Annotated in this window: 16 protein-coding genes; 8 read left to right on the top strand and 8 right to left on the bottom strand. The window is 69.3% G+C overall.

Annotation, left to right across the window (positions count from 1 at the left end; all coding sequences use genetic code 11):
* The first annotated feature begins 20 nt into the window (after window positions 1-20).
* Together ACIBK4_RS09240 and ACIBK4_RS09235 are read left to right on the top strand one after the other, a co-directional pair.
* Window positions 21-1,607, top strand: a complete 1,587-nt coding sequence (locus ACIBK4_RS09240; RefSeq protein WP_398993647.1) for a Na+/H+ antiporter — start codon at window positions 21-23, stop codon at window positions 1,605-1,607.
* Window positions 1,608-1,925: 318 nt separating this feature from the next.
* Complete coding sequence (locus ACIBK4_RS09235; protein ID WP_398993645.1) at window positions 1,926-2,666, top strand: SDR family NAD(P)-dependent oxidoreductase; 741 nt, start codon at window positions 1,926-1,928, stop codon at window positions 2,664-2,666.
* Between the two features lie 201 nt (window positions 2,667-2,867).
* Here the strand turns inward: ACIBK4_RS09235 and ACIBK4_RS09230 are convergent, their stop codons facing one another.
* Window positions 2,868-3,974: a mechanosensitive ion channel family protein gene (locus ACIBK4_RS09230; protein WP_398993643.1), complete on the bottom strand. Its 1,107-nt coding sequence runs from the start codon at window positions 3,972-3,974 to the stop codon at window positions 2,868-2,870.
* A 29-nt stretch (window positions 3,975-4,003) separates the two neighbouring features.
* Here ACIBK4_RS09230 and ACIBK4_RS09225 point away from each other — a divergent pair, with 29 nt between their 5' ends.
* Complete coding sequence (locus ACIBK4_RS09225) at window positions 4,004-4,573, top strand: dienelactone hydrolase family protein (protein WP_398993641.1); 570 nt, start codon at window positions 4,004-4,006, stop codon at window positions 4,571-4,573.
* Between the two features lie 31 nt (window positions 4,574-4,604).
* Here ACIBK4_RS09225 and ACIBK4_RS09220 read toward each other — a convergent pair whose 3' ends face one another.
* The 4 genes from ACIBK4_RS09220 to ACIBK4_RS09205 all read right to left on the bottom strand — a co-directional run bounded on the left by ACIBK4_RS09220 (window position 4,605) and on the right by ACIBK4_RS09205 (window position 9,351).
* A complete protein-coding gene (locus ACIBK4_RS09220) occupies window positions 4,605-6,266 on the bottom strand; it encodes an alkaline phosphatase D family protein (protein ID WP_398993639.1) in 1,662 nt (553 codons plus the stop codon).
* Between the two features lie 89 nt (window positions 6,267-6,355).
* A complete protein-coding gene (locus ACIBK4_RS09215; protein ID WP_398993637.1) occupies window positions 6,356-7,174 on the bottom strand; it encodes a DsbA family protein in 819 nt (272 codons plus the stop codon).
* 93 nt (window positions 7,175-7,267) lie between these two features.
* Complete coding sequence (locus tag ACIBK4_RS09210) at window positions 7,268-7,957, bottom strand: hypothetical protein (RefSeq protein ID WP_398993635.1); 690 nt, start codon at window positions 7,955-7,957, stop codon at window positions 7,268-7,270.
* Between the two features lie 68 nt (window positions 7,958-8,025).
* Complete coding sequence (locus ACIBK4_RS09205) at window positions 8,026-9,351, bottom strand: DUF2252 domain-containing protein (RefSeq protein WP_366435716.1); 1,326 nt, start codon at window positions 9,349-9,351, stop codon at window positions 8,026-8,028.
* Between the two features lie 178 nt (window positions 9,352-9,529).
* Here ACIBK4_RS09205 and dnaE point away from each other — a divergent pair, with 178 nt between their 5' ends.
* Window positions 9,530-13,069, top strand: a complete 3,540-nt coding sequence (gene dnaE, locus ACIBK4_RS09200) for a DNA polymerase III subunit alpha (RefSeq protein WP_398993633.1) — start codon at window positions 9,530-9,532, stop codon at window positions 13,067-13,069.
* Window positions 13,070-13,152: 83 nt separating this feature from the next.
* On the opposite strand, the gene ACIBK4_RS09195 is transcribed toward dnaE, so the two are convergent.
* A complete protein-coding gene (locus ACIBK4_RS09195; RefSeq protein WP_019067731.1) occupies window positions 13,153-13,317 on the bottom strand; it encodes a hypothetical protein in 165 nt (54 codons plus the stop codon).
* Window positions 13,318-13,541: 224 nt separating this feature from the next.
* Here ACIBK4_RS09195 and ACIBK4_RS09190 point away from each other — a divergent pair, with 224 nt between their 5' ends.
* The 4 genes from ACIBK4_RS09190 (at window position 13,542) to ACIBK4_RS09175 (ending at window position 17,577) form a co-directional block, all read left to right on the top strand.
* On the top strand, window positions 13,542-14,765 hold the full coding sequence (locus ACIBK4_RS09190; RefSeq protein ID WP_398993630.1) for an NYN domain-containing protein: 1,224 nt from the start codon (window positions 13,542-13,544) through the stop codon (window positions 14,763-14,765).
* A gap of 152 nt (window positions 14,766-14,917) precedes the next feature.
* Window positions 14,918-15,889, top strand: coding sequence for an ABC transporter ATP-binding protein (locus ACIBK4_RS09185; protein ID WP_398994386.1), 972 nt, complete (start codon window positions 14,918-14,920; stop codon window positions 15,887-15,889).
* A 94-nt stretch (window positions 15,890-15,983) separates the two neighbouring features.
* Entirely contained in the window at window positions 15,984-16,811 is an 828-nt protein-coding gene (locus tag ACIBK4_RS09180) for an ABC transporter permease (protein ID WP_328683907.1), read from the top strand.
* 34 nt (window positions 16,812-16,845) lie between these two features.
* On the top strand, window positions 16,846-17,577 hold the full coding sequence (locus tag ACIBK4_RS09175; protein ID WP_398993628.1) for a DUF2567 domain-containing protein: 732 nt from the start codon (window positions 16,846-16,848) through the stop codon (window positions 17,575-17,577).
* A 634-nt stretch (window positions 17,578-18,211) separates the two neighbouring features.
* Here the strand turns inward: ACIBK4_RS09175 and ybaK are convergent.
* Window positions 18,212-18,712 carry a Cys-tRNA(Pro) deacylase gene (ybaK, locus tag ACIBK4_RS09170; protein ID WP_398993626.1) on the bottom strand — a complete coding sequence of 167 codons (501 nt, stop codon included), beginning with the start codon at window positions 18,710-18,712 and terminating at the stop codon, window positions 18,212-18,214.
* A gap of 15 nt (window positions 18,713-18,727) precedes the next feature.
* Complete coding sequence (locus tag ACIBK4_RS09165; RefSeq protein ID WP_398993624.1) at window positions 18,728-19,471, bottom strand: LON peptidase substrate-binding domain-containing protein; 744 nt, start codon at window positions 19,469-19,471, stop codon at window positions 18,728-18,730.
* Window positions 19,472-19,481 lie beyond the last annotated feature (10 nt).

Below are 19,481 nucleotides of genomic sequence, written 5' to 3'. Positions count from 1 at the left end.
ATCCCGCCGGAGCCCTGACCGTGGATCAATTGGCCCTGCTTTTCGTCCTGTTGCTCGGGGCCGTGGTGAGCGTCCCGCTGGGGGACCGGTTCGGTCTGCCGTCGCCGGTGCTCATGACGCTCCTCGGGATAGTCCTCGCGGTGGCCGATTTCGTGCCGAACGTGAACGTCCCGCCCGAGCTGATCCTGCCCCTGTTGCTGCCACCCCTGCTGTACGCGGCCGTACGGCGCACCTCCTGGCGGCAGTTCACGGCGAACATCCGGCCCATCTTCCTGCTGGCCGTGGCGCTCGTGTTCGTCACCACTCTTGCCGTGGCCGTCGTCGCGAGCGCGATCGTGCCGGGGCTGCCGATCGCGGCCGCCGTGGCGCTCGGTGCGCTGGTGGCGCCGCCCGATCCGGTCGCCGCGACCGCCGTCGCGGGCCAGCTCGGGCTGCCGCGGCGGCTGGTGTCGATCCTGGAGGGCGAGGGGCTCTTCAACGACGTGACGGCCATCGTGCTGTACCACGTGGCGATCGCCGCCGCCGTCAGTGGGAGCTTCGACTTCTGGCGTGCCGGGCTCGACTTCGTGCTGTCCGCCGTCGTCGCCGTGGTGGTCGGAGTGGCCCTGGGGTGGGCCACGAACAAGCTGATGTCTGCCCTCGACGACGCCACCCTGCAGATCGGGCTGACGCTGCTGGTGCCGTACGCCTCGTACGTCCTGGCCGACGAGTTGCACGGGTCCGGGGTGCTTGCCGTGCTCACCACCGCGCTGTTCCTCGCCGAGTACTCGCTGGGTGCCGATGATGTGCTGACGAGGCTCGCGGGGGCGACCGTGTGGGACGTGGTGGACACGCTGGTGACCGGGGTCGCGTTCGGGCTCATCGGGCTCGAACTGCACAACGCGATCCGTACGGCGTCCGGGCGGTGGGGCGAGATGCTCGGCTGGGCCGCGGCGATCGTGGGCGTCGTGGTCGTCGTACGGCTGGCGTGGTTGTTGCCGGCGACCTGGCTGACCAAACGGCTGCACGCCAAGCGGGACTACGACGAGGAGATCCCGACGTCCTGGCGGGAGACCGTGATCATGTGGTGGGCGGGGATGCGGGGGGTGGCGTCCGTGGCCCTGGCGCTCGCGATTCCGCTGACCATGGACGACGGGTCGGCGTTTCCGGACCGGGACGAGATCGTGTTCATCGCGTTCGGGGTGATCATGGCGACGCTCGTGCTGCAGGGGCTCACCTTGCCGTGGCTGGTGAAACGGCTCGGGGTGCGGGCCGACACCGACAGCGAGAAGGCGTTCGAGAAGGAGCTGGCGGTGCGGGCGGCGAAGGCCGCGAAGCGGAGGTTGCGGGAGATCGAGGATGTCGAGGAACTGCCGGAGGAGGTGTCCGAGCAGTTGTTGCGGCGGGCGTTCGACATCGGGGTGCGGATCTCTCCCGAGGTGGGGGACGGGGAGCGGCGGGAGGCGTACGAGAAGAGGGTGAAGCGGGTGAAGCGGATGCGGCGGATTCAGGGGGAGATGATGAGTGCGGCGCGTCATGAGGTGCTGGCGGCGCGGAGTGAACCGGGGGCGGATCCGGAGATCGTGGACCGGGTTCTTCGGCACCTGGACGTTCGTAGCCTGAGGTGAGTCGCCCACCCACGCACCGCCCGTTCACCGTTCGTTGAGGGGTGGGCGTTTGCCGTGGGGGTTGGGCGTCGTTGGCGGCTGCGGGTTGCAATGTTTGCCCACCCGCGCACCGCCCGTTCACCGTTCGTTGAGAGGTGGGCGTTTCTCGTTGGGGGTCGAGCGCCGTTGGCGGCTGCGGGTTGCAATGTTTGCCCACCCGCGCACCGCCCGTTCACCGTCGATTGAGGGGTGGGCGTTTGCCGTTGGGGTGCGGCGTCGTTGGCGGCTGCGGGTACCGTTCCTCGCCCTTCAGTCTTGGCTTTTTGTAGGCTCGGATTTATGGCTCGCAACGTTGTGATCAGTGGTGGCGGTACGGGAATTGGGCTTGCTGCGGCGCATGTCTTCGCGGCCGACGGGGATCGGGTGTTGCTGCTGGGGCGGCGGCGCGAGGTGTTGGAGAAGGCGGGGGTGCCAGGGGCGTTGACGTACGCCGGGGACCTGAGTGAGCCCGAAGTGGTGCGCGGGGTCGGGCGGTTCGTCGCCGAGGAGTTCGGGACCGTGGATGTGCTGGTGCACGGTGCGGGCGGTACCGGGGCGTTGGAGCCGGGGAGCGCGAGCAGTGATCCGCTGGACCGTGTCGCGCACGACTGGACGGTCAACTTCCGTATCAACACCCTCAGCGCCGCGCTGCTCACCGAGGCGCTGAAGTCGCGGCTCGCGGAGCCGGGTGGGCGGGTGCTGTTCGTCAGTTCCATCGCCGCGTACCGGGGTTCGGGCAGCGGGGCGTACGGCGGGGCCAAGGCGGCGTTGCATCCGTACGCCCATGACCTGGCCAGGGATCTCGGGCCGCGCGGGATCACCGTGAACGTGGTCGCACCCGGGTACATCGAGGACACGGAGTTCTTCGGGCCGCAGATCGACCCGGCCCGGCGTGAGCGGCTCATCAACGACACGTCGACCGGGCGGGCGGGTACCCCTGGGGATGTCGCGGCGACCTTGCACTGGCTGGCCTCACCGGCAGCCGGCCACGTCACCTCCCAGGTGATCCAGGTCAACGGCGGGGCTGAGCGGGGGCGTTGAGGGGCTGGGGCTGAGTGGCGGGGGTTGGTTTCGGTCAACGGCGTTGATGGGCGCGGGGGTTGAGGCATTGAACCGGCCAGCCGTCAGCAGCGCCCCTTAACGGTAAACGCCCACCCCACAACCGACGGTGAACAGGTGGGCGTAGGCGGGCAATTCAGCCGTGGGCCGGTAGCCGACCGGTATGCCCGCCCCGTCCAGCCCTCAGCCCCGGTTGGCACCCGGAGGCTCATGCGCCGGATGGGCGCCCCCGCCGTTCGGTGACGGATCCTCCCCCGGAATCGGCGCCGCGTCCGCCGTGTTGACGCGGGGCAGTGCGTACGGGTGCTCCACATACAGCCAGCGGATCATTTGCTCGCGGACGGTGACCCGTACCGTCCAGATGTCGTCCGCGTCCTTCGCGGTGACCAGGGCCCGGACCTCCATGGTGTTGGGGGTGGTGTCGGTGACGACGAGGCCGTAGCTGCGGCCGTCCCAGGCCGGGCATGCGCGGAGGATCTCGCGGAGCTGGGTGCGCATCGCGTCCACCGGGGCCGAGTGGTCGACCTGGAAGTAGACGATGCCGGTCATCTGCGGGGTGCCGCGGGACCAGTTCTCGAAGGGCTTGGACGTGAAGTACGACACCGGCATGGTGATCCGGCGTTCGTCCCAGGTGCGGACCGTCAGGAAGGTGAGCGTGATCTCCTCGATCGTGCCCCACTCGCCGTCCACCACGACCGTGTCGCCGATGCGGACCATGTCGCCGAAGGCGATCTGCAGTCCCGCGAAGAGGTTGGCGAGCGTCGACTGTGCCGCTACACCGGCGACGATGCCCAGGACACCCGCCGAGGCCAGCAGCGACGCACCGGCCGCGCGCATCGCCGGGAACGTCAGCAGCATCGCGGCGACCGCCACCACGCCGACGACCGCGGCCACCACCCGCGTGATCAGCGTCACCTGGGTCCGGACCCGGCGGACCCGGGCCGCGTCGCGGGAGGCGCGGGCGTAGCGCGCGTAGGAGGACTCCACGATCGCCGCCGCGACCCGGATCATCAGCCAGGCCGTGGCGCCGATCAGCACCAGGGTCAGGGTCTGGCCGATGCCGACCCGGTGTTCCTCCAGCAGTTGTGCCTGGTCGTAGGAGGCTCTGAGCAGAGCCGCGCAGATCACCAGCTGGTAGGGCACCCGGCCTCGGCGCAGCAGGCCCCACAACGTGGTGTCGTCGTGCCGGGCGTCCGCCTTGCGCAGCAGCAGGTCGGTGACCCAGCCGATGAGCAGCGTGAGGACGACGGAGCCGCCGATGACGATCAGCGGGCGCAGTACGTTCTCCATGTGTCCGACCGTACTGGCACGATGGCTTCATGAACATCATGCTCTTCCACTCGACGTACGGACTGCGGCCGGCGGTGCAGGACGCCGCCGAGCGGCTGCGCGCCGCGGGCCACGAGGTGTGGACCCCGGACCTCTTCGAGGGGCGTACGTTCGAGACGGTCGAGGAGGGCATGGCCTTCAACGACGGGATCGGGAAGGATGAGGTGTTGAAGCGGGCCGTGCTGGCCGCCGCCCCCTACTCCGAGCGCGGGCTCGTCTACGCCGGGTTCTCGCTCGGCGCCTCCGTCGCGCAGACCCTCGCCCTCGGCGACGAGAAGGCCCGCGGGCTGCTGCTTCTGCACGGCACTTCGGACATCGCGGCCAACGCCTCCGTCGACGATCTGCCGGTCCAGCTGCACGTCGCCGAGCCCGACCAGTTCGAGACCGACGACTGGCTCAGCTCCTGGTATCTCCAGATGGGCAGGGCGGGCGCGGATGTGGAGATCTACCGGTACGCCGGAGCCGGCCACCTCTACACCGACCCCGGCCTTCCGGACTACGACGAGGAGGCCGCCGAGGCCACCTGGCGAGTGGCCCTCGGCTTCCTGGAGACCCTCTAAAAGCCTTGCCTACGCCGGTTGAAGGCCTTGCCTACACCGGGTCGTACGTCCGCTCCACCTTCTGCGTGCCGCTCCGCGTCCGGTACGACCGCTCCCAGGACGAGGTCGCGGTCGCCGAGGTGCGGTCGGACAGGACGTAGTAGTCCATCTGCGCGCGGTCGGCCGTGATGTCCAGGACGCCGTAGCCGTGGCGGTCCGTGTCGACCCAGTGGACGTGCCGGTTGGCGAGCTGGATCAGCGGTGCGGCGACCGCGGAGACTGTGCCCTCGGGGACCTTCACGATGTCGTCGAGGTTGTCGGAGGTGACGGACGTGATCACGAACTCCGTTGCGGCGGACGGCGAGAGCGGGTAGGTGCCCGCGTCCACCGGTACGTCGTTGGCCCAGGACATGTGGATGTCGCCGGTGAGGAACACCGTGTTGCCGATCGCGTTCGACCGCAGATGCGCGAGGAGTTCACGGCGGTCGTCGGTGTAGCCGTCCCACTGGTCGGTGTTGACGCCTATGCCGTCCTGCGGCAGGTCCAGCAGCTTGGCGAGCGGCTTGAGCAGGTCGGCGGTGAGCGAGCCGATGACGAACGGCGCGATCATCACTGAGTTGCCGACAAGCCGCCACTTGGTGTCCGACGCCTTCAACCCGGCCTTCAGCCAGTCGAGTTGGGCGCGTCCCGTGATCGTACGGTCCGGGTCGTCGACGGAACCGCTGCCCGAACTCGCCTGCTGCGAACGGAAGGAGCGCAGGTCGAGGAGGGAGAGGTCCGCCAACTTGCCGAAGCGCAGGCGGCGGTAGGTGGTGCCCGCGATGGCCGGGCGGACCGGCATCCACTCAAAGTACGCCTGTTTCGCGGCCGCTTGACGGGCCGTCCAGGTGCCCTCGGCGCCCTCGGTGTGGTTGACCGCGCCGCCGGACCAGGCGTTGTCGGCGAACTCGTGGTCGTCCCAGATCGCGACGACCGGCGCCTTGGCGTGCAGCGCCTGGAGGTCCGGGTCGGTCTTGTACTTGCCGTGCCGGGTGCGGTAGTCGGCGAGCGTGATGATCTCGTTGGTCGGCGCGTGCTGTCGTACGACCGTGCCGCGCGCCGCGTACTCGCCGGACTTGTACTCGTAGATGTAGTCGCCCAGGTGCAGCCATGCGTCGAGGTCGTTGCGGGCCGCGAGGTGGCGGTACGACGAGAAGTAGCCGGCCTCCCAGTTGGCGCAGGTGACGACGCCGAAGCGCAGGCCGGTCACGGTCGCGTCCGTCGCCGGCGCGGTGCGGGTGCGCGCCGCTGGGGAGTCGGTGCCGCCGGCCGAGAAGCGGAACCAGTAGTCGGTGGCCGGTTCCAGGCCGCGGATGTCGGCCTTGACGGTGTGGTCGGAGGCGGCGGTCGCGGTGAGGGAGCCCCGGGAGACGACGTTCGTGAACGCCTTGTCCTTGGCTACGGTCCAGCTCACCTCGGTGTCAGGGCCGAGCCCCGAACCGGGGACCGCCTCGGCGGTGGGCGTCACCCGGGTCCACAGCAGGACACCGTCCGGGAGCGGGTCCCCGGAGGCGGTCCCGTGCAGGAAGGCGGGCGTCTCGGTGGCGGCCCCTGCGGGCAGCGCGGCGACGAGCGGGCCGGCCAGAACGGCGGTGGCGGCCGCGGCCTTGACGACCGTACGGCGGCGCGGGGAGAGCGAGTTGACGCCCTCGGTTGCTCTGTATCGACTGGTCACGAGCGACCAGGTTACTGATCGGTATTAACGAGAGCGGGCGAACTCGTAAAAGTTCGCCCGCTCTTCCACCGCGCGTTGTCCGGGAAGGCTCAGGCCTTCAGGGCCGCGTCCACCACCCTGGTGAAGTCGGCCACCGACATGGGCGGGTTGCCCGAGGTGTCGGCGGTGAGCATCTTGCCGTCCATGACGAAGCTCGGGGTGCCCGTCACGCCGTCCTTGTTGTTGTCGAAGGTCTTCGACATGGCCATCGCCCAGGCGTCGTAGGTGCCCTTCTTGACGGCGTTCTGGAACTTCGTGTTGCCCTTCAGGGCGGAGACCGTGTCGGCGACCTTGATGAGGTAGCTGTCGTCCTTGAACTTGTCGGTCGTCTCGTCCGGGTGGTACTTCGTCGAGTACAGCGCGGTCTTGTACTCCAGGAACGCGGTGGGGCTGACGTTCAGCGCGGCGCCCAGGGCGCTCAGCGCGTTCTTCGAGCCGACGCCGTTGTCCTTGTTGTCGATGAACGTGCCACCGATGTACTGGATCTTGAACTTGCCGTCGTCGATGTCCTTCACGACGGTCGAGCCCACGGTCTGCTCGAACTGGGCGCAGACGGGGCAGCGCGGGTCCTCGTACTCCTTGAGGGTCTTCTTCGCGCTGGCCTTGCCGATGATCACCGTCGTGCCCTTGGTGCCCGAGGTGTTGGCCGGGGCGGTGACCTTGGCGTCCTTCAGGCCCTCCCAGTAGCTGGGCTTGTTGTTCTGCACGACGGCGTAGCCGATGCCGCCGGCTATCGCGAGGACGCCGACGACCGAACCGGCGACTATGAGTTGCCGCTTGACCTTCGCGCGCTTGGCCTGGCGCTCGCGCTCGGCGCGCAGCCGCTCACGGGCCGCCGTCTTCGCCGCCGCGCTGTTCCGCTTGCTCATGGTGGTGGTCTCCATCAAGGACGCGCACGTGCCGTGCGCGGAATACGTATGGGGGACTGACTACTGGGGTGCTCGGTGCGGGTGCGCGGTGCTTCAGACCGCGAGGAGGACCGAGCGCGGCGGTCCACGCCGTCCCAGGGAGTGCACCAGCAGCCGCTCACGGACGGTGGCCGCCCGGCGCGTGGTGCGCGGCAGCCGGCGGACCGGCGAGGTGCGGCGGCCCGTCACCGCGGCGACGGCCAGGAGCAGCGGGCGGAAGCCCACCGCCGTCGCCGCGCGCAGCAGTTCGGAGATCGCGCGCTCGCCGCGGCGCAGATAGGCGGCGGCCAGCAGCCCCACGCCGATGTGCGCGCCGAGCAGCAGCCAGGCGGCGGTGGCGTCGGTGTGCGCGAGCAGCGCCGCCGCCTGATGGGGATCGTCGGTCATCCGGGCCAGCGGGGTGCCCACGCTGCCGCCGCTGCACAGCACGTCCAGGCCGACCGCGCGCAGCGGTCCGGCGACCGGGCCGCCCGCCCTGCCGTAGCAGGCGTGCTGGCCGGTGGTGAAGACCGTGTCGGCGGCCAGTTCCAGCGGGATCAGCAGCGCGGCGATCCGGCCGAAGCCGCGCTCGCGGCCCGCGAGGGCGAAGGCGACGACGAACACGGTGGCGGCGATCGCCGCCACCGTGCCGAGGGGAAGCGGGACCCGGGACAGCAGCACGTGCGACGCGGTGCTGAGCGTCACGACCAGTGCCGTGAACAGCGCCGCGCGTACGGCCCTGAGCTGGATCCCGGATATGTCCATAGCGGAGGTGAGTCTGTCATGTGCTCCGGTAAGGGACCCCTAAAGGGTTCCTGTGAGCGTACGGATGGTTACAGACCCGGAATCCGGCCGTTGCGGAACAGGTCGACGAAGGTCTGGTGGTCGGCACGCGCGCGTGCGCCGTAGCTGTGCGCGAAGTCGACGAGCACGCCCGCGAAGCCGTCCTCGTCGGCCGCGATCGCCGCGTCGATGGCCCGCTCCGTGGAGAACGGCACCAGGGACTCGCCGGACTGGTCGTCGGCCGCCGCGTGCATCGTCGCCGTGGCCCGTCCCAGGTCCGCGACCACGGCGGCGATCTCCTCCGGGTCGTCGATGTCGCTCCAGTCCAGGTCCACCGCGTACGGCGACACCTCGGCGACCAGCTGTCCGGTCCCGCCCAGCTCGGTCCAGCCCAGCCACGGGTCCGCGTGCGCCTGGAGGGCACGCTGGGAGATCACCGTGCGGTGGCCCTCGTGCTGGAAGTAGTCCCGGATCGCCGCGTCCGTGATGTGCCGGGAGACGGCCGGCGTCTGGGCCTGCTTGATGTAGATCACCACATCGTTCTCCAGGGCGTCGCTGTTGCCCTCCAGAAGGATGTTGTACGACGGCAGCCCGGCCGAGCCGATGCCGATGCCCCGGCGGCCGACGACGTCCTTCACGCGGTAGGAGTCGGGGCGGTCCAGGGAGGACTCGGGAAGCGTCTCCAGGTAGCCGTCGAAGGCCGCGAGGACCTTGTAGCGGGTCGCCGCGTCCAGCTCGATGGAGCCGCCGCCCGACGCGAACCGGCGCTCGAAGTCACGGATCTCCGTCATCGAGTCCAGCAGCTCGAAGCGGGTCAGCGAGCGGGCCGTGCGCAGCGCGCCCAGCAGCGGGCCGTCGGCCGTGTCCAGCGTGAACGGCGGCACCTCGTCGCTCTTCGCGCCGGTCGCCAGCGCGTGGATCCGCTCGCGGTACGCGCCCGCGTAGACCTGCACCAGCTCGGTGATCTGCTCGTCACTGAGCGCCTTCGCGTACCCGATCAGCGCCACGGAGGCGGCGAAGCGCTTGAGGTCCCAGGTGAACGGGCCGACGTAGGCCTCGTCGAAGTCGTTGACGTTGAAGACCAGCCGGCCGTTCGAGTCCATGTAGGTGCCGAAGTTCTCGGCGTGCAGGTCGCCGTGGATCCACACGCGCGACGTGCGGTCGTCCAGGTACGGGCCGCCCCGCTTCTCGGCATCGAGGTCGTGGTAGAAGAGCGCCGCCGTGCCCCGGTAGAAGGCGAAGGCCGAAGCCGCCATCTTCCGGAACTTCACGCGGAACGCGGCCGGGTCGGCGGCCAGGAGCTCGCCGAAGGCGGTGTCGAAGACGGCAAGGATCTCCTCGCCGCGGTGCTCGTCGTTGAGCTGCGGAACCGACATCGCTCTGTGCCTCCTGGTACGGGTGGTGCGTGACATGTGACGGGTCTGTCGTCACCTTCCAACGCTCGAAGGTACGTGGGAGTGCCCGCCGTGTGTCAGTGGTCAGGCATAGGATTCGGTCTCGTCCCCCCAGACCGCCCGCTGTCTGTTGTCGACTGTTTCCCCTGGAGGCCAAGCCGTGTCAAAGCCGCCGTTCACGCACCTGCATGTCCACACCCAGTACTCGCTCCTGGACGGTGCCGCGCGGCTCAAGGACATGTTCAACGCGTGCAACGAGATGGGTATGACCCATATCGCGATGTCCGACCACGGCAACCTCCATGGGGCCTACGACTTCTTCCACACGGCGAAGAAGGCGGGCGTCACGCCGATCATCGGCATCGAGGCGTACGTCGCCCCTGAGTCGCGGCGCAACAAGCGCAAGATCCAGTGGGGCCAGCCGCACCAGAAGCGCGACGACGTGTCCGGTTCCGGTGGTTACACCCACAAGACGATCTGGGCGGCGAACAAGACGGGCCTGCACAACCTCTTCAAGCTGTCCTCGGACGCGTACGCCGAGGGCTGGCTCCAGAAGTGGCCGCGCATGGACAAGGAGACCATCTCCCAGTGGTCCGAGGGCCTCATCGCCTCCACCGGCTGCCCCTCCGGCGAACTCCAGACCCGGCTGCGCCTCGGCCAGTACGACGAGGCTCTGAAGGCGGCCGCCGAGTACCAGGACATCTTCGGCAAGGACCGCTACTTCCTGGAGCTGATGGACCACGGCATCGAGATCGAACACCGGGTCCGTGACGGCCTGTTGGACATCGGCAAGAAGCTCGGCATCCCGCCCCTGGTGACGAACGACTCGCACTACACGTACGCCCACGAGTCCGTCGCGCACGACGCCCTGCTCTGCATCCAGACCGGCAAGAACCTCTCCGACCCGGACCGCTTCCGCTTCGACGGCACCGGTTACTACCTGAAGTCCACCGACGAGATGTACGCCGTGGACTCCTCGGACGCCTGGCAGGAGGGCTGCCGCAACACCCTCCTGGTCGCCGAACAGATCGACACCTCGGGCATGTTCGAGGCCAAGAACCTCATGCCCAAGTTCGACATCCCGGACGGCTTCACCGAGGTCACCTGGTTCAAGGAGGAGGTCCGCCGGGGGATGGAGCGCCGCTTCCCGGGCGGCATCCCCGACGACCGCCAGAAGCAGGCGGACTACGAGATGGACGTCATCATCCAGATGGGGTTCCCGGGCTACTTCCTTGTAGTCGCTGACTTCATCATGTGGGCGAAGAACAACGGCATCGCGGTCGGCCCCGGCCGTGGCTCCGCGGCCGGTTCGATCGTCGCGTACGCCATGGGCATCACCGACCTCGACCCCATCCCGCACGGCCTGATCTTCGAGCGGTTCCTCAACCCCGAGCGCGTCTCCATGCCCGATGTCGACATCGACTTCGACGAGCGCCGGCGCGTCGAGGTGATCCGGTACGTGACGGAGAAGTACGGCGCCGACAAGGTCGCCATGATCGGCACCTATGGCAAGATCAAGGCCAAGAACGCCATCAAGGACTCCGCGCGCGTGCTGGGCTACCCGTACGCGATGGGCGACCGCCTCACCAAGGCGATGCCCGCCGACGTCCTCGGCAAGGGCATCGACCTCTCCGGCATCACCGACCCCAAGCACCCCCGCTACGGCGAGGCGGGCGAGATCCGCGGGATGTACGAGAACGAACCGGACGTCAAGAAGGTCATCGACACCGCCAAGGGCGTCGAGGGCCTGGTCCGGCAGATGGGCGTGCACGCGGCCGGCGTCATCATGTCCAGCGAGCCCATCGTCGACCACGCACCGGTGTGGGTCCGGCACACGGACGGCGTGACCATCACACAGTGGGACTACCCGCAGTGCGAGTCGCTCGGCCTGCTGAAGATGGACTTCCTCGGCCTGCGCAACCTCACGATCATGGACGACGCCATCAAGATGGTGAAGTCCAACAAGAGCATCGACCTGGAGATGCTCGCCCTCCCGCTCGACGACCCCAAGACCTTCGAACTGCTCTGCCGCGGCGACACGTTGGGCGTCTTCCAGTTCGACGGCGGCCCCATGCGCTCGCTGCTGCGCCAGATGCAGCCCGACAACTTCGAGGACATCTCCGCCGTCTCGGCCCTGTACCGCCCCGGCCCGATGGGCATGAACTCGCACATCAACTACGCCGAGCGCAAGAACAAGCGTCAGGAGATCACCCCGATCCACAAGGAGCTGGAGGAGCCTCTTGAGGAGGTCCTCGCGGTGACCTACGGCCTGATCGTGTACCAGGAGCAGGTGCAGAAGGCCGCGCAGATCGTCGCCGGGTACTCGCTCGGCGAGGCCGACATCCTGCGCCGCGTGATGGGCAAGAAGAAGCCCGACGAGCTGGCGAAGAACTTCACCATCTTCCAGGCGGGCGCCCAGAAGAACGGCTACAGCGACGAGGCGATCCAGGCCCTGTGGGACGTCCTGGTCCCCTTCGCCGGCTACGCGTTCAACAAGGCGCACTCCGCCGCGTACGGCCTGGTCTCGTACTGGACCGCCTACCTGAAGGCCAACTACCCGGCCGAGTACATGGCGGCGCTGCTCACCTCGGTCAAGGACGACAAGGACAAGTCCGCGATCTACCTCAACGAGTGCCGCCGTATGAAGATCAAGGTGCTCCCGCCGAACGTCAACGAGTCGGTGCACAACTTCGCCGCCCAGGGCGACGACGTGATCCTCTTCGGCCTGGAGGCCGTGCGCAACGTCGGCACGAACGTCGTCGACTCGATCATCAGGTCCCGCAAGGCGAAGGGGAAGTACAACTCCTTCCCCGACTACCTGGACAAGGTCGAGGCCGCCGCCTGCAACAAGCGGACCACTGAATCCCTCATCAAGGCCGGTGCGTTCGACACCCTGGGGCACACCCGCAAGGGCCTCACCGCGCACTTCGAGCCGATGATCGACAACGTGGTGGCGGTCAAGCGCAAGGAGGCCGAGGGGCAGTTCGACCTCTTCGGGGGCATGGGCGAGGAGGACACCAGCGAGCCCGGCTTCGGACTCGACGTGGAGTTCACCACCGACGAGTGGGAGAAGACGTATCTCCTCGCCCAGGAGCGGGAGATGCTCGGTCTGTACGTCTCCGACCACCCGCTCTTCGGCCTGGAGCACGTGCTGTCCGACAAGGCCGACGCGGGCATCGCCCAGCTCACCGGAGGTGAGCACGGGGACGGCGCGGTCGTCACCATCGGCGGCATCATCTCGGGCCTGCAGCGCAAGATGACCAAGCAGGGCAACGCCTGGGCGATCGCCACCGTCGAGGACCTCGCGGGCTCCATCGAGTGCATGTTCTTCCCGGCGTCCTACCAGCTGGTGTCGACCCAACTCGTCGAGGACACCATCGTGTTCGTCAAGGGCCGCCTCGACAAGCGCGAGGACGTGCCGCGCCTGGTCGCGATGGAGATGCAGGTCCCGGACGTGTCGAACGTGGGCACCAACGCACCCGTGATCCTGACCATCCCGGCGACCCGGGTCACGCCGCCCATGGTCAGCAGGCTCGGTGAGATCCTCAGCCACCACCGGGGCGACAGCGAGGTCCGCATCAAGCTCCAGGGCCCGACGAAGACGACCGTCCTGCGCCTGGACCGGCACCGGGTCAAGCCGGACCCGGCCCTGTTCGGCGACTTGAAGGTGCTGCTCGGCCCGGCCTGCCTGGCCGGCTGAGCGACAGGCGTACAGCCACGACTGAGGGGCGCATCCGTCGACGGATGCGCCCCTCAGTCGTTCAACAACCCTTAAAGCAGGCCTCAGTTGTGACCGAAGCGCTTCTGCTTGCCCTTGCGGGCCATGTCGCTCGGCGTCGCCTGGGATATGCGCTGTTCGGCCTGTGCCTCCATCGAGGACGACGTGGCCTGCTCCTGGGCGCGCTCGGACTGCGGCTGCTTACGGTCACGGTGCTTGTTCTTGGCCATGGTGATCTGCCTCCTGAGGGGGATCTAGGGGCCAGGGCCGCGACCAGATTCACATAGCCAGACGAAGAACGCATTTCGGATAATTACCGTGTGTGACATGGTTGGTACGAGAGAGAAGTCCCGAAACGCCACGCCGAAGATCGAGTTCGGGCCGTTAACCCCTGCGCGGTCGGGCAGACTCGAAGCAAGCCCGAAGCAAACCGACCGGGAAGAGGGTGAGTCGCGTGGACCGCTGCATCGTCCTGGTGGACGCCGGGTATCTGCTGGGGGCCGCAGCAAGTCTCCTCGCCGGAGAGCCCTCGCGTTCCAGGATCACCGTCGATCACGCCGCCCTCATCCAGGGCCTGCGCGAGCGCGCCGAGTCCGACACCGAACGACCCCTGCTGCGCATCTACTGGTTCGACGGCGCCCCCGACCGCGTCCCCCAGCCCGAGCACCGCAGGCTGCGTGTGATGCCCCGTGTCACCGTCCGCCTCGGCGCCCTGACCCGCAGCGACGGACGCTGGGCGCAGAAGGGCGTCGACGCCGCCATGCACGCCGAGCTGACCGAGCTGGCCCGCAACCGCGCCTGCTCCGACGTCGTCCTCGTCACCGGCGACGGCGATCTGCTGCCGGGCATGATGGCCGCCAAGGAGCACGGCGTCGCCGTACACCTGTGGGCCGTGCAGGCCGCGGACGGGGACTACAACCAGTCCGAGGACCTGGTCGCCGAGGCCGACGAGCGGCGGGTGCTGGACCGGGCCTGGATCACCAAGGCCGTACGGGCCAAGGATCTCGGTGGCGTGTGCGCGCCGCCGCCCGTGCCGCGGCCGGAGATCGCCGCGATCCTGTCCGCGCCGCTGCCCGAGTCCGCGCCGGCCGCGCGCGAGCGGCCCGTCGAGGAGGGCGAGCACGCGACGGCGGAGGCCGGTTCGGAGAACGGCACGCAGGAGCGGGTGCCCGCGCCCAAGGGCGTGCCCACCCCCAAGGACCTGGCGAGCCTGAAGGCCCCGGGTGCCGCCGCGCCCGCACAGCAGCCCGCGAGCGCGACCCTGCGCTGGTCCTCCGACAAAGGGTGGGTCGACCGGCCGGGTGGCGCCGCCGAGCCGCCCGAGGTCGCCTCAATGCCGACGCTGGCCCAGCTGACCACCGCCGAGCAGCGCTGGGCCGACCGCGAGGAGGACATCACCACGGTCGGCGGCGACCCCTACGAAGTGGGCCAGGTCTTCGCCCGCCGCTGGATGGGCCGCCTCGGCGACCACGGCAGCCACCTGCAGAAACTGTCCGGGATGTACCCCCGCGTCCCGCACCGCATCGACGGCGAACTGCTGCGCTACGCCGCCCGGTTCGGCCTCCTCGCGCACAAGGACGACCAGATCGACGAGCACGACCGGTACGCGATCCGGGCCGGGTTCTGGCGCGAGATCGACGTACGGACGGCCGCGGAGCACGCGCCCGCCGGGGAGTGATCGCAGCCGGCCGGGCCGCGTGCCGGCGGGACGGCTTTACCGACGAATGTGCCGTTCTCGACCGACCCGCGAGCGGGCGGGGCTCCCGGACCCCGTAGTCTCGTCACGTGAGTACGCGCGCGGGAGTGGCACTTCGACACGGTGATGATGTCGTGTGCGCGGTGCGCGGGCTCAGCAAGACCTATCCGCCGGTGCGCGGCCGGCGCGGTGCGCCGGGCACCCCCGAGGTGCGGGCCACCGACGACGTGACCCTCGACATCCGCCGGGGCGAGATCTTCGGACTGCTCGGGCCGAACGGCGCCGGCAAGTCCACCCTCGTACGCCAGCTGACCGGGCTCATGCGGCCCGACGCCGGCAGCGTCGAGATCCTCGGCCACGACATCGTCCGCCACCCCGAGCGGGCCGCGCGGATCCTCGCCTACCTCGGCCAGGAGTCCTCCGCCCTCGACGAACTCACCGTGTCGCTCGCCGCCGAGACCACCGCCCGGCTGCGCGGCCTGGACCTGCGTGACGCACGGGCCGAACGGGACGCCGTACTCGACGAGTTGGGGCTTACGGCCATCGCCGGGCGGCCGCTGAAGAAGCTGTCCGGTGGGCAGCGGCGGCTGGCGTGTGTGGCCGCCGCGCTGGTCGGGGAGCGGCCGCTGCTGGTGCTCGACGAGCCGACCACCGGGATGGATCCGGTCGCGCGCAGGGCCGTGTGGTCCGCCGTCGACCGGCGCCGGGCCGAGCGCGGGTCCACCGTGCTGCTCGTCACCCACAACGTCATCGAGGCCGAGACCGTCCTCGACCGGGTCGCCGTCCTCGACCAGGGCAAGGTCATCGCCTGCGACACCCCCGCCGGGCTCAAGGAACAGGTCGCGGGCGAGGTGCGGGTCGAGCTGGTGTGGCGGGAGAAGCCGCCGCTGGACGTCCCGGAGGTCGCCGCGCTGCGGGACCGGGCCGTCGAGTCCGGCCGCCGCTGGACGCTGCGGCTGGCCCCCGAGGAGGCCCGGGTCGCGGTCGCCACGGTGACCGGCGGGGCGGCGTTCGCGGCCCTGGACGACTTCACCCTGGCCACGCCCAGCCTGGAGGATGTGTATCTGACGCTGGGCGGGAACGCGCAGGGGCTGGTGAAGGCATGAGTGCACGAGCCGTCGTATCCGTATGGGACAGGGCGAATGTCGTTGTATCCGTAGCGGACAGGACGACTTCCGGCGTCGAGAGGAGCAGCGCGACGTGAGTGTCGTATCCGCCGATGTTCTGCCGAGTGGTCCCCTGGCCGTGCCGGAGGCCACCGCCTCGGGCGCGGCCGAGCTGGGGCCGAAGGCCAGGCTGTGGCCCTCCATGGCCGCCGTGTACCGGGCCCAGCTGTCCCGGGCGCGGGTCGCGCGGATTCCGCTGCTGTTCGTGGCGACCTTCCAGTCCGTCGGCATCCTGATCATGATGCGCGGGGTCGTCGACGGCGGCAGCCACGACGCCCAGTTCGTCGTCGCCGGCTCGTCCGTGCTCGTCGTCGCCTACGTCGGGCTCAACCTCCTCGCCCAGTACTTCGGGCAGCTGCGCGGCAGCGGCGGGCTCGACCACTACGCCACCCTGCCGGTGCCGCCCGCGGCCGTGGTGCTGGGCGCGGCGGGGGCGTACGCCTCCTTCACCGTGCCGGGGACCGCGCTCACCGCCGTCTTCGGGTGCGTGCTGTTCGGGCTGCCGATGGGGAACATCTGGATCCTGGCGGCGGTGATTCCGCTCGCGGGGGCCGCGCTCGCCGGGCTCGGGGCGGCGCTGGGATTGCTCGCGCCTCGGCCCGAACTCGCCACGCTGCTCGGGCAGTTGGGGATGTCCGCGGCTTTGCTGTTGGGCGTGCTGCCTGCTGATCGGATGCCGGACGCGGTGCGGTTCCTGCGGGATCTGGTGCCCTCGACGTACGGCGTGGAGGCGTTCGCGCAAACGTTCGGGGCGCATCCGGACTGGGCGCTCGTCCTCGGTGACCTCGCCGTATGTGCCGGGGTCGGGGTCGTTTCGCTCGCCGTCGCCGCCTGGGCGTACCGTCGGGCTGCCGTCCGGTGACGCGCCGCACAGCCGGGCCTGGCACGATGGCATTGTGACCGCACCGCTGACTCCGCCTCCGCCGCCGCGTGACCAGTCCCCGCACGATGCGTGGCAGCCGCCGGGTGACCCGAATTCCCCGGGTGCCTCGGACGCCCTGCGTGACTCGGGTGCCGGGTATCCCGTGTACGCCCCGCAGGAAGCGTCCTACGGGGCGGACGGGCCCGGGATCAAGACCGAGCTGATCGAGGCCGTGGTCGTCACGGTTGCCTCGGCGGTCGGTGGGGTGTTGCTCGGGGTGTTGTGGTGGTGGCTGGCGCCGCATGTTCCGCTCGTCGGGGACGTGGTCGACAAGAGCTGGGTCGTCTACCTCAAGGACTCCGAAGGAGAGCAGGCCGTGGGGGTGGATGGAACGTTCACTCTGCTTGCCGTCGCTTTTGGGGTCGTCAGCGCGCTTGTCGTGTTTTTGTTGCGGCGGCGTGGTGGAGTGCCGCTCGTCGCCGCAATGACCCTGGGTGGGTTGCTCGCCGCGTTCATCGCCTGGCGGCTGGGGATGTGGTTCGGGCCCACCAAGGATGTGCTCGCGCATGCCAAGGCTGTGGGTAAGGGGGTTACGTTCTCCGCGCCGCTGAAGTTGGGGGCGAAGGGGGCGTTGCTGGCCTGGCCGGTGGCCGCGCTGGTCGTTCATCTGGGGCTTACGGCGTTGTTCGGGCCTCGGGATCCTGAGCCGGCGTATGTGCAGCAGGGGGTTGGGCCCACGGATGGGTACGGGGCTCCTCTGTCCTAGGTTTCCTCGCCCCCGCCGCCCCTACCCGTCCCATCCCCAGGGGCTGCTGCCCCTTCCACCCCGCCCGGGGGCTGCGCCCCCGGACCCCCATCGGCCTGAACGGCCTCGTCCTCAAGCGCCGGACGGGCTGAAATTACGGGCCTCTGCTGAAGAGGTGCCGTCACTTCGGGCATCGCCCCCAGTGGGTGGGCGGGGGTTCGGGATGGCGGGGGCTCGTCCTCGAACGCCGGACGGGCTGATGGTGTCGGCCTGTGCTGAAGAGGTGCCGTCACTTCGGGCATCGCCCCCAGCGGGTGGGTGAGGGTTCGGGATGGCGCAGCCTCGTCCTCGAACGCCAGACGGGCTGATGGTGTCGGCCTGCGCTGGAGAGGTGTCGGCACTTCGAGCACTACCCCCCAGCGGGTGGGGGTTCGGGATGGCGGAGCCTTGTTCTCAGGTGCCGGACGGGCTGCATATTGCCGGCCCGCGTTCAGAGGTCACGCCCGCCCCCAGAGACCCCAGACGGGCGTCGGAAACGCCTACGCCGGCCTCCGCCCGTGGTTTGCCCTGTGTTTTCTGATGCGCCACTTTCGTTTCCGCGTTTTCTTCGACATGTCTCTTCCTCTTAACCGAGGACCGAGGCGGCGTCGAGGGGTCAGGCACGGCCGATGGGGGCCAGTACCGCTTCCGTGAGGCTGGTGAGGTCCTTGGGGGAGAGTTCGACCTCCAGGCCGCGGCGGCCGGCCGAGATGCAGATCGTGGGGTGGGTGGTGGCCGAGGCGTCCAGGACCGTGCGGAGTTTTTTGCGTTGGCCGAGGGGGGAGATGCCGCCTCGGACGTAGCCCGTGGTGCGTTCGGCGAGGGTGGGGTCGGCCATCGTGGCGCGTTTGCCGCCCACCGCTGACGCGAGGGCCTTCAGGTCCAGTTGGCCCGACACCGGGACGACCGCGACCGTCAAAGTGCCGTCCACGTCTGCCAGCAAGGTTTTGAAGACTCGGTCCGGGGAGACTCCCATCGCCTCGGCCGCCTCCTCGCCGTAGGACGGGTGGGAGGGGTCGTGGTCGTAGGCGTGGAGTTCGTACGGCACCCCCGCGGTCGTCAGGGCGACCGTGGCCGGGGTGCCGCCCGACTGTTGCTGTTTCTGCTTCTTGGCCATCAGGGAACTCCCGCGTCAGTTCAGGCTTGTCGGGCCTCGGGTCAACTCCGATGCCGGTAGGGACGGCAGGTTACGGATGATGGCCGTCTCGGAGCGAAGGAGTTTCAGTTCGTCGCGCAGGCGGGAGGCGGTGTCGGGGGCTTGGAGGAGGCGTTGTTTTGTGCCCGTGTCGAGCATCATTGCCGCCGCCACCAGGTACGAGACCACTGCTGGTTCGTCGGGGAGTTCGGCTTCGCCGGTCGATAGAGTGCGTTCGCGGGCGCCCGCCAGGCGTTTTTGGTATTGGCGGAACGCGCGTAGCACTCCTTCAGCCAGCGCGCCTGCCTCGTCGCCCTTCTCCTCGGGCAGCTCCTCCAGCTCGGCCGTCAGGAACGGGCCCGAGGCGTCCACGGAGAGCAGGCGCATACGGGTCGTGCCCGTCGCCAGGACCTCGAAGGTGCCGTCGGCGCGCTCGCGGATCGTCGCCGCGTCGGCGATGCAGCCCACCGAGTGGAAGGCCTTGAGCGGGTCGGGGCCGAAGCCGGCCGTGGGGCCGCGTTCGGGCACGGCCGTCTGGTCGGGCATGCCCGGGGCGGTCGATGCCACCTCGTGGCCGTCGCGGATGGCCACGACGGCGAATCGGCGCGAATCCTCCTCAGGGGTCTTGAGCAGTTCGCGCATCATGGCGCGATAGCGCTCCTCGAAAATGTTCAGAGGAAGCACGAGCCCCGGGAACAGAACCGAGTTCAGGGGGAAGAGCGGCAGCCGGACGGTGGTCACGGCGCAAAAG

Origin of the sequence: Streptomyces sp. NPDC050528, assembly GCF_044457795.1 — a bacterium.
In the GTDB taxonomy this organism is placed as follows: Bacteria; Actinomycetota; Actinomycetes; order Streptomycetales; family Streptomycetaceae; genus Streptomyces.
The sequence above is the reverse complement of the archived record's forward strand: the minus strand, read 5'-3'. Positions and strand labels throughout refer to the sequence as shown.